Genomic DNA, 12,768 nt, shown 5'->3' with positions numbered 1-12,768 from the left:
GGTCCCCTGGCCTTGCCAGCGCGCGTCAGGAAAACAGGATGATCGACAAGCGCTTGCGTCCCTCGACGGTTGCATCGTCCGTGCCGCCCCAGGCCTCGAAGAACTGTACCAGCTGCTTGCGGGCGCCGTCGTCGTTCCATTTGCGGTCGCGCTTGACGATCGCGAGCAGCTGCTCGGTGGCCGCTGCCCGGTTGCCTTGCGCGTTGAGCGCGATCGCGAGGTCGAATCGGGCCTGATGATCGAGCGGGTTTGCGGCGACTTTCTGTTCCAGCTCGGCGACGGGCCCGAGCTGTTCCGCCTGCTCGGCCAGATCGATCGCGGTCTGCACGGCTTTCACAGCCGGGTCGTTGCGCTTGGATTCCGGGACCATGGCGAGCGTCTGCTTGGCCTGCTCCATCGCGCCGGAGACGGCGTAGCATTTCGCGAGCCCGGCGAGGGCCGCAATGTTGGTCGATTCGAGCTGCAACACCTCCGCGTAGATCTGGGCGGCCGCGGCGGCATCGCCCTCTGCGAGCACGGCCTCGGCTTCCTGGAGGATCTCCGCGATATTCGGCTCACCCGGCGCGGTCACGCCCTTGGTCAGCTTCTCGATGAAGGCGTTGAGCTGGCTCTCCGGGACCGCACCCATGAAGCCGTCGGCCGGCTGGCCGTTGACGAAGGCGATCACCGCCGGAATCGACTGGATGCCCATCTGGCCCGGGATCGCCGGGTGCTGGTCGATGTTCATCTTGACCAGCTTGACCTTGCCCTTGGCGGCCTTGACCGCTTTTTCCAGCAAGGGCGTGAGCTGCTTGCAGGGGCCACACCACTCCGCCCAGAAGTCGATCAGCACCGGCTGGCGCTTCGATTCCTCGATGACGTCCTTCACGAAGGTCTGGGTAGTCGTGTCCTTGATCAGATCGGCGGCAGCCGGGCCCGCTGCTCCGTTACCCTGGTCGATGATCGTCACGGGATCCCCTCGTCTGATGTCTGGAATTGGCGGGTCTTTAGCACGTCGCCAATTCATATGCTTCGCTGTTGGCCCTAAATTGGGCCGGGACGGCCGAATTTCAATCCGTGTGGGCCGATTCGCCGGTTCCGGAGCCTTTTTTGGGGCATTTGGCCGCGTTCGGGTCCATATCGGGCCTCCGATTGCGCATCTATGCCGCCGGTAGCTGTTGCATTCCCCTCCCGCTTTTGGCATACGACAGCCGTTGCCGGCGCAGTCATGCGACCGACACAGGATGCGGGTGTAGCTCAGTGGTAGAGCACGACCTTGCCAAGGTCGGGGTCGAGGGTTCGAGCCCCTTCGCCCGCTCCAATTTTCTCCCAAAGCATCCAGTGAGCCGGATGGGCACGTGGTTTTCCACGCCTCTGGCGGCCGTTTGGGTCTCGAATGACAATTCTGGTCACAGGCAGCGCGGGCCATCTCGGCGAGGGTCTTCTCCGCACGCTCCGCGGGCGCGATTCGTCTGTGCGTGGGATCGACCTGAAGCCATCGCCCTTCACCGATGCCGTGGGCTCGATCGTCGATTCCGACTTCGTCCGGGCCCAGATGGACGGCGTCACCGCGGTGATCCACACCGCGACCCTGCACAAGCCGCATGTGGCGACCCACAGCAAGCAAGACTTTGTCGACACCAACGTCACCGGCACGCTCAACCTGCTTGAAGCGGCCGTGGCCGCCGGCGTGCGCAGTTTTGTCTTCACCAGTACCACCAGCGCGTTTGGCTCGCAGCTTCGCCCCGAGGCGGGCCAAGCCGCGGTGTGGGTCACCGAGGACCTGCCGCCGATTCCGAAGAACATCTACGGCACGACCAAGCTGATGGCCGAAAATCTCTGCGAGCTGTTCTGTCGCGAGCGCGGCCTGCCTGTCGTGGTCTTGAGGACCTCGCGCTTCTTCCTGGAAGACGATGACGATCCGGCGATGCGGTCGGCTTACGCGCCGGAGAATGCGCAGGCCAACGAGCTGCTCTATCGCCGGCTGGATATCGCGGACGCGGTGAGCGCCCATCTGCTCGCCGCCGAGCGCGCGCCGGACATCGGGTTTGCCCGCTACATCCTGTCGGCCACGAGCCCGTTCGAGCAGCGCCATCTCGCCGCACTGGCGCGCGACGCGGCCGGTGTGGTGCACGAGCTCTGTCCGGATTGTGCGGAGCTCTATGCGGCGCGAGACTGGCGGCTGTTCCCCGCGATTGACCGCGTCTATGTCAACGAGCGCGCGCGGCACGAACTCGGCTGGCGGCCCGAATTCGACTTTGCGCATGTCCTGAAATGCCTTCGCGATGACCGCGATTTTCGCAGCACGCTGGCGCGCGATGTCGGGTCGAAAGGCTATCATGAGACGATTTTCGACGATGGTCCTTACCCCGTCGCCCCGTAGCCGCCACCTTTGCTAATTCGCTCGATTCGTCAGATGTCTACCCGGAGTCACCGGCAGCAAGATGGCCGGAGCCGTTCTACTTTGCATGGGGTTGTTTTCGCGTTTTTTTGTTCCAGACCTCCTGCTGCCTGCAAATTAGCCGCGCATGATCTCGATTCTGCGCTGCAGCGAGAGCGTTGTCGTCGCGGCATTCGCGATCATTGCCTTTCCGTCTCAATTTTTACTGAGCGCTATCGCAGCGCACGCGGCGCGCTTCTCACCGCTCGCAGATGTGCTAACCTTCTGCGTCTGTCCTCTCGACAGAGTCCGAACTTCGCCTCTCGATAGCAAATTAAAATAAATGTGCAGCCCTGATGGCTGCCTTAGGGGAGTGACGCGATGAAATTCCATCGATCCGTCTTTCAATCCGTCCTGGCGCTTGCAGCGGTTGCCCTTCTCGCGGGGACAAGCGTCGGTCACGCGCAGCAGCAGGACAAGAACAAGCCGCTGAAGAAATACGAATCCGGCACCAAGGAGTTCTGGACCCATCCGCCGGACGACTGGTTTCTCGGCGACGAGACCGAGGCGCAGAAGGGCCTGGCGCCGCCGTCGGGTCCGCCCACCGGCGCGTCCGACGCCGAGCTCGCCAATATCGTCAAGAAGGTCAAGCTGCCGCCGGGCTTCAAGATGGAGGTCTACGCCTCCGGCGTGCTGGCCGCGCGGCAGATGGCCTGGGGTGACAAGGGCACGCTGTTCGTCGGCTCATTCGGCCTCGGCAACGTCTATGCGATTAAGGACAACAACGGAAAGAAAGAGGTCAAGACGATCCTCAAGGGCCTGAACATGCCCACGGGTCTGGCCGTCAAGGACGGTGCCCTCTACGTCATCGCGGTCGACAAGCTGATCCGCTACGACGACATCGAAAACAAGCTCGACAATCCCGGCGAGGGCAAGGTCGTCTATGACGACATGCCGTCCTATGCCGCGCATGGCTGGAAATACATCGCGGTCGACAAGGAAGGCTGGTTCTACATTCCGTTCGGACCGCCCTTCAACATCGGCATTCCCCCGACCAGCGTGTCGCAGATCCGCCGGGTCGATCCCAAGACCGGCAATGCGGAAATCTATGCGCTCGGCGTTCGCAACTCGGTCGGGGGCGACGTCGATCCGCGCACCGGCAAGTTCTGGTTCACCGAGAATGCCCGCGACTGGATCAGCGACGATCTGCCCTCAGACAAGCTGAACATGATCAGCAAGATCGGCGAGCACTTCGGTTATCCCTACTGTCACCAGGGTGATCTGCCGGATACCAAGTTCGCGATGGGCCACAAATGCTCCGAGTTCACGCCGCCCGTGCTGAACCTCGGCGCTCACGTCGCTCCGCTGGGCATGAAGTTCTATACCGGCGACCAATTCCCGGCCGAGTACAAGAACAACATCTTGATCGCCGAGCACGGCTCCTGGAATCGTCACAAGTACCAGGGCGGCCGCATCATGCGCGTGATCGTCGGTCCCGACGGCAAGAACGCCAAGCAGGAGGTGTTCGCCTCCGGCTGGATCGAGGGCGACCAAGGCTATCTCGGCCGTCCCGACGACATCATTCTCGCCAAGGACGGCTCGATCCTGGTCGCCGACGACTGGGCCGGCGCGATCTACCGCATCAGCTACAGCAAGAAGTAGCGTAAGACGACGCGAGGCTGCGGTGCCGAGAGGGCGCCGCAGCCTTTCTCATTTCAATTTCGCACGCTGTCGTTTCCGATCGCGCACCGCTTGCGCGCAAGTCCGGAACCCTTGGCCACGAACGCGGGTTATCGAATTCTCAGATGCGTCATTGCGCATCATAGCTCGCGCTTCTTCGCCCCGGAATGACGCGTTCGATAGATCGGAATTCCAATCATGCGCCGGCAGTTCATCTCGCACGCAATCAGCGCGGTCGCGCTCCTCGCGCTCGGTTCTCTCCCCACGAGCGCCGCCGACAATGCCGCGATCAAGGAGAAGGCCGCCGTCTGCGCCGGCTGTCACGGCGAGAACGGCATCTCGCAGACCGAGAACATTCCTTCGCTCGCGGGCCAGCCCGATCAATTTCTGCAATGGCAGCTCGTGTTTTTCCGCGCCGGCTCGCGCAAGAACGACCAGATGCAACCCATCGCCGAGGAAATCACCAACGAGGACGTCCGCAATCTCGGCGCCTATTTCGCCGCGCTGACGCCGCCCACAGCGGCGGAGGACAAGGATCCGGACCTGTCGAAAAAGGGCGCCCAAGTTGCCGCCGGCCGCCGCTGCGCCTCATGTCATACGGATAGCTTTGCCGGCACCAAGGCCGTCGCGCGGCTGGCGGGCCAGCGCGAGGAATACCTGGTCAAGGCGCTGCACGACTACAAGAGCAGCCAGCGCGTCGGCGGCGGTGGCGCTGCGATGGCCGATGTCGCCTATCACATGAGCGATGAGGAAATCACCGCCGTCTCGCACTATCTCGCGTATTTCAAATAGCGGAAGCTGCGGCTACCCCACCCGCTGCTTCTCATACGCTTTCAAATGCGTGTAGGCGATGCGCAGCTTCGGCACCGGCACCTTGGCGGCATCGGCGCGAGCGATGAGGTCGCCGATGACGTGATCGGCCTCGACCGGCAGGCCCGCCTTGACGCCGCGGAACATCGAGGCCGTCATCGGTGAACCCTCGGTGGTGAGGTTGCCCTTCACGCGCTCGAAGAACGGCCCGCCCGGCGTGTAGCCCGACGCGGTGGCGATCGCGCTGGTCTCGTCCAGCATGCCGAGCAGGAAATCCCTGCCGCCGGGAGCGGCGAGAATATTGCCGACGGAGGTGCGCATCAGGCTGGTGGACGCGGCCAGCGAGGACAGGAACACCCACTTTTCCCACATGTCTTGCATGATGTTCTGGCTGGCGGTGGCCCCAGCGATGCCGCTCTTGAAGGCCTCGTCGATCGCCTTGACGCGATCCGACAGCTCGCCGTCGCGCTCGCCGTAATTGATCGACTGCATCGGCTGGAGCTGCACCACCTCGCGCTTCTCGTTGAGCGTCGCGGCGATGGCGCAGAGGCCACCGAGCACGCGCTCCTTGCCGAACTTGTCGTCGAGGATATCGAGATGCTTCATGCCGTTGAGCATCGGGATGATCGCCGTATTGGGCCCGACTGCTGCCGCGAACGACTTGATGGCGTCGTCGAGGTCGAAGGCCTTGCAGCTCAGCAGCACGACGTCGAACTTGTCCTTGAGCGCGTCGGCCTGAATGGTCGGCGGATTTTTCAAGGTCACGTCGCCGTTCGGGCTTTTGATGACGAGGCCGGCGCTCGCGAGCTCGCTGGCGCGCCGCGGCCGGACCAGGAAGGTGACGTCGCGGCCGGCCTGCAACAGCCTGCCACCAAAATAGCCGCCGATGGCGCCAGCGCCGACCACGAGGATACGCATGGGATTGTCCTTGTTGTTGGTTCTTTTTCGTCGTCTTGGCGAAAGCCAGGACCCATTACCCCGACTGCCTCTTGTCGGACAAGTCGGAGCCCCCGCCTATCGCCAAACGCGATCCGGTGGTTATGGGTCCTGGCTTTCGCCAAGATGACGTCGAGGACATTGTTCGGTTTCCCTGCTTCGAGAAAATCACTTCCCCGACACCATCTCCTCGACCTCGCGCAACTGCTCCTTGCCGAAGAACATCTCGTTGCCGACGAAGAAGGTCGGCGAGCCGAACGCGCCCCGCGCGACAGCTTCCTCGGTGTTCTTGATCAGTCTGCCCTTCACCTCCGGTTCCCCGGCGCGAGCGAACAGCTTTTGCGCGTCGAGGCCGGAGGACGCCAGCGCCTTCGCGGCGATTTCCGGATCGTCCATTTTCTTCGGCTCGCCCCACATGTGATGGAAGGCGGCTTCGACATATGCTTCGAACACGCCCTCGAGCTGCGCCGCGATCGCTGCGCGCATCAGGTTCAGCGTGTTGACGGGGAAGAACGGATTCATGACATAGGGCTGCACCTGGAAGCGCTTGACGAAGCGCTCGGTCTCGACCGCGTGGAATTCGCGCTTGTTGTTGATGCCGGCAAGCGTCTCGGCGGGGGACTTGTTGTTGGTCGATTTGAAGATGCCGCCGAGCAGGATCGGCACATATTCGAATTTGACGCCGATGCGCTGCTCGATGGCGGGGATCGCGAGATGGCTGAGATAGGCGTTCGGACTGCCGAAATCGAACAGGAATTGCGGGGCTGTGCGGGTCAAAATCATGCTCCCTGACGTCGCTTTTTTCGCATTGTGGCGCAGCGCGCGCTGCGGGTCTACCGTTTAATGACGGTCATAATCTCTTGATGATTTGGTCAGGTCAGGCGCCGGATCGTCCGCTTGCGCCACACCAGAAGGTAATAGCCCATCTGCAAAAGGAACATGGCGCAGAACACGATCGGATAGGCGGCCCACACACCCTGAAGGCCAATCGTGCGGCTCAGGATCACTGCGGATGGCAGCTCGATCGCCATAATGGCGAAGACCGCGAGCAGCATTGGCGTCAGTGCCACGCCGGCAGCGCGCATCGCGCCGGAAAATACCGTCGCCAGGCCGAACGGCACCGAGCTCCACAGTGCGATGTTGAGCAAGCTCTTCGCCAGCTCGAGCACGGTGTCATCAGTGATGAAGATGCCGAGCACGGCGCGCGGCGCGAGATAGATCAGCGCCACCAGTCCGCCCGTCAGGACGATGTTGAACGCAAGTCCGGTGCGCACGATGCCGTCGAGCCCCGCTCTGTCGCCGCGGCCGACCGCTTGGGCGCCGAGGATGGAGACTGCTATCGAAATCGACATCGCCGTGAACTGCGTGTAGCCCATCACCTGGTTGACCGCGCCATAGGCTGCGGTGGCGTTCGAGCCGAAGCCGTTGACGAGGCCGAGCAGCACCAGCTCGGCGATCGCCATCACCACCATGCCGATCGCGCTCGGCAGTCCAATGCCGAGGATCTGTCCCAGCACCACACGATTGAGCCGCAGATGGCGCAGCAGTGCAGCGTCCGGTGCCAAGGCATGTTTTCTCCGCAGCAGATAGGCCGCCAGCGCGACCAGCGTCAGCGCGTTGGCGATCGCTGCCGCCCAGGCCGGGCTGGTGATGCCGGCCGCCGGCAATCCGAACGACCCGCGGATCAGCATCGGCGTCAGGATCAAGCCGATCGCGGTCGACAAGGCCAGCGCCAGCAAAGGCGTCAGCGCGTCACCGACGCCGCGGATCATCGCCGTCATCAGCAGGAAGACGAAGCCGAGCGGCATGGTGAGCAGCATGATGCGGGCATAGGCGCTAGCCTGGTCGAGAATGTCTGCGGGCGTTGCGAGCATCATCATCAATTGCCGGCTGAAGATGCCGCCGATCAGTGCAATTGCAATCGAGAGCAGCAGGCCGATTGCGAGCGTCGTGCCGACGATGAGCTTGATCCGGCCCTGCTCGCCCGCACCATAGGCCTGGCCGATCAGCACCGTGGCGCCGGTGCTCAGCCCCATGACGAAGGCGAAAAGGAAGAACATCACCGGAAAGAACACCGAGACCGATGCAAGCGCGTCGATCCCGATCATCTGGCCGAGATAGACGTTGCTGACGGTGCCGAACAGTGATTGCAGCGCGTTGCTCAGCATCAACGGCGCGAGGAAGCGCAGAAAACTTTTCCAGAGCGGCTTGGCTGCGGACATGGATTGGCCTTTCAGGGCCTGCGAAACCGTCGCCACGCGCAATGCGCGTGGCCTGGCCGTCGATGGGGTTGTGAGAAGGCGCGCACCTAAGCGCGGTCGCTGTAGGCGAGCTTGACAATGTGGTCGCGGATGTCGGCGGGCCAATCTGCGATCAGTCCGGTGAAACGCCGCCGATCATCCGCAAACAGCGCGCGCGATGCTTCCTCGAACTGCGGCAGATTGCCGGCCATGGTCGACATGAAGTGATAGGCCGCATCGCGCGCCTGCCGCTCGCGGTCCTTGTCGCCGCTGGCACGCCGCGCCTCTTCGACAAGTTTCCGTAGTGCGACCGAGGCGCCGCCTGCTTGCGCGCTGAGCCACTCCCAGTGCCGCGGCAGCAGCGTCACCTCGCGCGCGACCACGCCGAGCTTCGGCCGGCCGCGACCGCGCGGCTCGCTCGGCGATGCGGTGTCCTCAACCGGGGGCGGCACAAGCTTCGCCAGCCGCGCCAGCACCTCCCGGTCTCCGCCGCGCAGATCGAAGTCGATCGATCTGCCCGTGGCGTCCTCGAAGATGATGATGGGCTCGTCCGGCCGCTCCGTCATCCTCTTGATGACCAGCGCGACCTCTCCTGCTGGCCCGGAGACCAGACGGCGATGCCCTTGGAAAGCGGTGAAAGTCTTCTGCATTGGAATCATTGCCATATTGGTCGCGATGGCAGCTTTAATACCCGGGTAAATTGCTAACGTCAATATACCCGGGTTAAAATACTCGACCGGATGGCTCGACATTGCGTTCCCGGGCTGGCACGAACGCGCGGCCGATCGAACCATGCCTAGCCCCGGGGACCACGCGATGCTGACCGTTCATCACCTCAACAATTCCCGCTCGCAGCGCGTGCTGTGGCTGCTCGAAGAGTTGGGCGTGCCTTACGAGATCGTGCGCTATCAGCGCCAGCCGGACATGCGCGCGCCGAAGGAGCTCCGCGCCATCCATCCACTCGGCAAGTCGCCCGTTATCACGGACAACGGCAACACCATCGCCGAATCCGGCGCGATCATCGAATATCTCATCGCCACCTATGGCAACGGCCGGCTGGTCCCGCCGCCGAACACGCCGGAGCGGCTGCGCTTCACCTACTGGCTGCACTATGCGGAAGGCTCGGCGATGCAGCCGCTGCTGCTCAAGCTGCTGTTCACGCTGATGCCGAAGCGCGCGCCGGCGTTGCTCCGCCCGCTGGTGCGCAAGGTCTCGAACCAGGCGCTTACTGCGCTGGTCAATCCGCAGCTGAAGCAGCACATGGACTATTGGGAAGGCGAGCTCGGCAAGAGCGAGTGGTTCGCCGGCAACGAGTTCACCGCCGCCGACATTCAGATGAGCTTTCCGCTTGAGGCAGCCCAGGCGCGCGGCGGGCTGGAGCTCGGCCATCCCAACGCGATGGCGTTCCTGGAGCGCATTCATGCACGGCCGGCGTACAGCCGCGCCCTCGAAAAGGGCGGGCCGTATCAGGTCGGTCGATAGTTAGCTTTCATCAGTCCGCGTGCAGCACGCGCCCGCGCGTCTCCGGGAGCGCGAAGGCGGCGATGAAGAACAGCGCGTAAGCCACCACCGCGAAGATGGCGATCGCATTCGCAAGCGACGTCGTCGCCGATAGCGCTCCGACCAGGAACGGAAACAGCGCGCCGATGCCGCGGCCGAAATTGTAGCAAAAGCCCTGGCCCGAGCCGCGCAGTCGCGTTGGATAAAGCTCGGTCAGGAACGCGCCGACGCCGGAGAAATAGCCCGAGGCGAAAAAGCCGAGCGGGAAGCCGAGCACCCACAGGACCTCGTTGGTGAGCGGCAGCTGCGTGTAGAGCAGCACAACCGCTATCGCGCCGATCGAGAAGGTCAGAAAGAGATTGCGCCGTCCGATCCGGTCGGCGAGCCACGCGCCGGTGAGATAGCCGATGAAGGAGCCGATGATCAGCGTCGAGAGATAGCCGGTCGAGCCGACGATCGACAGATGCCGCTCCTTGGTCAAGAACTGCGGCACCCAGAAGGTGACGGCGTAATAACCGCCCTGGCAGCCCGTGGCCATCAGCGACGCCAGGATCGTGGTCTTCAGGATCGGGCCCGAGAAAATCTCCCAGAGCGCCGGGCGATTGCCGCTCGCGGCCTGCTTGGCGCGGGCCTCAGCCGCGATCTCCGGCTCGGTCACCGAGCGGCGGATGTAGAACACCAGCAGCGCGGGCAACGCGCCGATCACGAACATCCAGCGCCACGCTGTCTCCGCCGGCAAAGCCGAGAACAGGATCGCCTGCGACAGCACCGCGAGGCCCCAGCCGACGGCCCAGCCCGACTGCACCGAGCCGACTGCACGCCCGCGATATTGCGGCCGGATCGCTTCACCCATCAGCACGGCGCCCGCCGCCCACTCCCCGCCGAAGCCGAGGCCCAGCACCGCGCGTGCGATCAGGAGCTGTTCGAAATTCTGCACGACCGCGCAGACCAGCGAGAAGAACGAGAACCAGATGATGGTGATCTGGAGCGTTCTGACCCGGCCGATATGGTCGGAGAGATAGCCGCCGAGCCAGCCGCCGATCGCGGAGGCCAGCAGCGTCACGGTGCCGGCGAGCCCGGCCGACCCCGCATCGACCTTCCACAGCGCGATGATGGTGCCGATCACCAGCGGATAGATCATGAAGTCCATGCCGTCGAGCGCCCAGCCTGCGGCGCACGCCCAGAACGTCCGCCGCTCCGGCGCGTTCATGTCGCGATAGAAGGCAAGAAGGCTGGTGTCCTCGATCTCGGCGCGTTCGATGCGCTGGTTCGGATCAACGGTGGTCATGCGCGATTCCCGACAGTGTTTTCTTTGGCAGTTTCTCTGGCCTGGCGGTGGTAGCACGCGCGGGGGCGCGCGCAAGCCGGCCGCCGGCCTTCGCGCCATGCAAGTACAGAGTTACTGCCCCGCTGCTTCCGCGCCCCGGGTGCGTGGATCGGGCGCGCCGAGCGGCCCGTTGGCGGTCACCGCGATCGAATTCGCCGATGTCTGCCCCATCGGCGTGACGATGAGATGATCCATCGCCTTCAGCTCGAGCAGCACATCATCGGGAAAGCCGCTCTCGACCCGGACCTCGTCGGGCAACCATTGGTGATGCAGCCGCGGCGCGGCCACGGCAGCCGCGACGTCCATCTTGTAATCGAGGACGTTGACGATCACCTGGAGCACGGCCGAGATGATGCGGCTGCCGCCCGGCGAGCCCGTCACCAGCACCGGCTTGCCGCCCTTCAGGACGATGGTCGGCGACATCGAGGACAGCGGCCGCTTGCCCGGCCCGGGCAAATTGGCCTCGAAGCCGACGAGGCCGTAGGCATTGGAAGCGCCGACCGCTGCGGTGAAATCGTCGAGCTCGTTGTTGAGCAGCACGCCGGTGCCGTCGGCGACGAGGCCGACGCCGTAGCTGAAGTTCAGCGTATAGGTGTTGCTGACCGCGTTGCCGCTGCCGTCGACGACGGAAAAATGCGTGGTGTTGCTGCCCTCATGCGGTGAGGTCGCAGTGGAAACGAGCTGTTCCGACGGCGTGGCGCGATCCGCGGAGATGGTTGCCCGCAGCTTGGCCGCATAGTCCTTGCCGGTGAGCGTCCCGATCGGCGCGTTGACGAAGGCGGGATCGCCGAGATAGCGCGCCCGGTCCGCATAGGCGCGCTTCATGGCCTCGATCAACAGATGCAGCGAGGCCGGCGATCCCTGCTTCAGATCGGCGAGCTGAAAACCTTCGAGAATATTGAGCGTCTCCACCAGCACCACGCCGCCCGACGACGGCAGCGGCATCGACACGATGTCATAGCCGCGATAGGTGCCGCGCACCGGCGCGCGGATCACCGCTTGATAGGATTTCAAATCCGCTGGCGTCATGATGCCGCCCGCATCAGTCACGGCCTTGGCGAGTTTTTCCGCGACCGGCCCTTCATAAAAACCGCGCGGGCCCTGTACGGCGACAGTCGACAGCGTTTCGGCGAGATCGCTCTGCACCAGCCTGTCGCCTTGGCTGAGCGGCGTGCCATCAGGCCGCGAGAATATCCGGGCCGAGGAGGGCCAGCGCACCAGCCGCTTGTGCCAGCCCGGCAGCGTGTCGGCAATGTCGTCGCCGACGAGGAAGCCGTCGCGGGCGAGCACGATCGCGGGCTCGAGCAGTTGCGCCAGCGTGAACCGGCCCGAGCCACATTTTTCCAGGGCGAGCGCAAGACCCGCGACGGTGCCGGGCACGCCGACGCCGAGCGCAGAATCCCGCGACTTCGCCGCATCGGGCTTGCCGTCGGCGCCGAGGAAAATCTGCGGCGTGGTCGCAGCCGGCGCGGTCTCGCGATAATCGATCGTGATGTCTTCGTTGCGCTCGGTGGAATGAATCACCATGAAGCCGCCGCCGCCGATATTGCCGGCCCGCGGATAGGTCACGGCCATCGCAAAGCCGGTCGCGACCGCGGCATCGACGGCATTGCCGCCGCGCCGCAGGATATCGGCGCCGACCTGCGCGGAGATTTTCTCCTGCGCTACTACCATGCCGTGTTCGGCGGGAACGGCGTGCACGGTGTCGAGCGCGGGCGGCACATAGGCCCGCCGCGCATCCTGCGCGGTCGCGGTCGGAAGTCCGAACGCCAGAGTGGCAAGGAAGGCGAAAAATGTCCGCCGTGTCGAAAAAGACGACATCATCAAACTTCCGCAATGGCCATGGGCAGTTCACATGCAGCGCTGCAATGCTATACGGTTTGCCCCGACAGAGGCAAAACTGTTCGTGATGAGGA

At 64.0% G+C, this 12,768-nt stretch carries 11 protein-coding genes and 1 tRNA gene; 5 read left to right on the top strand and 7 right to left on the bottom strand.

Annotation, left to right across the window (positions count from 1 at the left end; genetic code table 11):
• Nucleotides 1-25: 25 nt before the first annotated feature.
• Entirely contained in the window at nt 26-949 is a 924-nt protein-coding gene (trxA, locus tag IVB50_RS10515) for a thioredoxin (RefSeq protein WP_007598659.1), read from the bottom strand.
• Nucleotides 950-1,225: 276 nt separating this feature from the next.
• Between trxA and IVB50_RS10510 the strand changes: the two genes are divergently transcribed.
• From IVB50_RS10510 to IVB50_RS10495, 4 genes are all read left to right on the top strand, one after another.
• Nucleotides 1,226-1,300, top strand: a tRNA-Gly gene (locus IVB50_RS10510).
• 75 nt (nt 1,301-1,375) lie between these two features.
• Complete coding sequence (locus tag IVB50_RS10505) at nt 1,376-2,362, top strand: NAD(P)-dependent oxidoreductase (RefSeq protein WP_018459677.1); 987 nt, start codon at nt 1,376-1,378, stop codon at nt 2,360-2,362.
• Nucleotides 2,363-2,740: 378 nt separating this feature from the next.
• On the top strand, nt 2,741-4,021 hold the full coding sequence (locus tag IVB50_RS10500) for a PQQ-dependent sugar dehydrogenase (RefSeq protein ID WP_085349220.1): 1,281 nt from the start codon (nt 2,741-2,743) through the stop codon (nt 4,019-4,021).
• Nucleotides 4,022-4,237: 216 nt separating this feature from the next.
• Nucleotides 4,238-4,831 (top strand): c-type cytochrome, encoded by a 594-nt coding sequence (locus IVB50_RS10495; RefSeq protein ID WP_018459679.1) that lies wholly within the window; start codon nt 4,238-4,240, stop codon nt 4,829-4,831.
• A gap of 12 nt (nt 4,832-4,843) precedes the next feature.
• On the opposite strand, the gene panE is transcribed toward IVB50_RS10495, so the two are convergent.
• From panE to IVB50_RS10475, 4 genes are all read right to left on the bottom strand, one after another.
• The gene (panE, locus tag IVB50_RS10490; RefSeq protein WP_247295812.1) at nt 4,844-5,767 is read right to left on the bottom strand and encodes a 2-dehydropantoate 2-reductase; all 924 of its coding nucleotides are present in this window, start codon (nt 5,765-5,767) and stop codon (nt 4,844-4,846) included.
• Nucleotides 5,768-5,953: 186 nt separating this feature from the next.
• Nucleotides 5,954-6,568: a 2-hydroxychromene-2-carboxylate isomerase gene (locus IVB50_RS10485; RefSeq protein ID WP_247295810.1), complete on the bottom strand. Its 615-nt coding sequence runs from the start codon at nt 6,566-6,568 to the stop codon at nt 5,954-5,956.
• An 89-nt stretch (nt 6,569-6,657) separates the two neighbouring features.
• Nucleotides 6,658-8,007 (bottom strand): MATE family efflux transporter, encoded by a 1,350-nt coding sequence (locus IVB50_RS10480; RefSeq protein WP_026233859.1) that lies wholly within the window; start codon nt 8,005-8,007, stop codon nt 6,658-6,660.
• 86 nt (nt 8,008-8,093) lie between these two features.
• On the bottom strand, nt 8,094-8,690 hold the full coding sequence (locus IVB50_RS10475; RefSeq protein WP_018459683.1) for a DUF2239 family protein: 597 nt from the start codon (nt 8,688-8,690) through the stop codon (nt 8,094-8,096).
• Nucleotides 8,691-8,841: 151 nt separating this feature from the next.
• Between IVB50_RS10475 and IVB50_RS10470 the strand changes: the two genes are divergently transcribed.
• Complete coding sequence (locus tag IVB50_RS10470; RefSeq protein WP_018459684.1) at nt 8,842-9,507, top strand: glutathione S-transferase; 666 nt, start codon at nt 8,842-8,844, stop codon at nt 9,505-9,507.
• Between the two features lie 10 nt (nt 9,508-9,517).
• On the opposite strand, the gene IVB50_RS10465 is transcribed toward IVB50_RS10470, so the two are convergent.
• Both IVB50_RS10465 and ggt read right to left on the bottom strand, forming a co-directional pair.
• On the bottom strand, nt 9,518-10,813 hold the full coding sequence (locus tag IVB50_RS10465) for an MFS transporter (RefSeq protein ID WP_018459685.1): 1,296 nt from the start codon (nt 10,811-10,813) through the stop codon (nt 9,518-9,520).
• A gap of 111 nt (nt 10,814-10,924) precedes the next feature.
• Nucleotides 10,925-12,676 carry a gamma-glutamyltransferase gene (ggt, locus tag IVB50_RS10460; protein ID WP_018459686.1) on the bottom strand — a complete coding sequence of 584 codons (1,752 nt, stop codon included), beginning with the start codon at nt 12,674-12,676 and terminating at the stop codon, nt 10,925-10,927.
• Nucleotides 12,677-12,768: the final 92 nt, after the last annotated feature.

This window comes from Bradyrhizobium sp. 87, from assembly GCF_023073015.1.
Taxonomy (GTDB): domain Bacteria; phylum Pseudomonadota; class Alphaproteobacteria; order Rhizobiales; family Xanthobacteraceae; genus Bradyrhizobium; species Bradyrhizobium canariense_D.
Note: the sequence above shows the minus strand (reverse complement) of the source record. Positions and strands in the feature narration are given on the sequence as shown.

Excerpts from the sequence above, each read along its gene's own strand:
- IVB50_RS10495 (WP_018459679.1), top strand. The coding sequence starts at position 4,238 with ATGCGCCGGCAGTTCATCTCGCACGCAATCAGCGCGGTCGCGCTCCTC.
- IVB50_RS10500 (WP_085349220.1), top strand. The coding sequence starts at position 2,741 with ATGAAATTCCATCGATCCGTCTTTCAATCCGTCCTGGCGCTTGCAGCG.
- IVB50_RS10470 (WP_018459684.1), top strand. The coding sequence starts at position 8,842 with ATGCTGACCGTTCATCACCTCAACAATTCCCGCTCGCAGCGCGTGCTG.
- IVB50_RS10465 (WP_018459685.1), bottom strand. The coding sequence starts at position 10,813 with ATGACCACCGTTGATCCGAACCAGCGCATCGAACGCGCCGAGATCGAG.
- IVB50_RS10505 (WP_018459677.1), top strand. The coding sequence starts at position 1,376 with ATGACAATTCTGGTCACAGGCAGCGCGGGCCATCTCGGCGAGGGTCTT.
- panE (WP_247295812.1), bottom strand. The coding sequence starts at position 5,767 with ATGCGTATCCTCGTGGTCGGCGCTGGCGCCATCGGCGGCTATTTTGGT.
- IVB50_RS10475 (WP_018459683.1), bottom strand. The coding sequence starts at position 8,690 with ATGGCAATGATTCCAATGCAGAAGACTTTCACCGCTTTCCAAGGGCAT.
- IVB50_RS10480 (WP_026233859.1), bottom strand. The coding sequence starts at position 8,007 with ATGTCCGCAGCCAAGCCGCTCTGGAAAAGTTTTCTGCGCTTCCTCGCG.
- ggt (WP_018459686.1), bottom strand. The coding sequence starts at position 12,676 with ATGATGTCGTCTTTTTCGACACGGCGGACATTTTTCGCCTTCCTTGCC.
- IVB50_RS10485 (WP_247295810.1), bottom strand. The coding sequence starts at position 6,568 with ATGATTTTGACCCGCACAGCCCCGCAATTCCTGTTCGATTTCGGCAGT.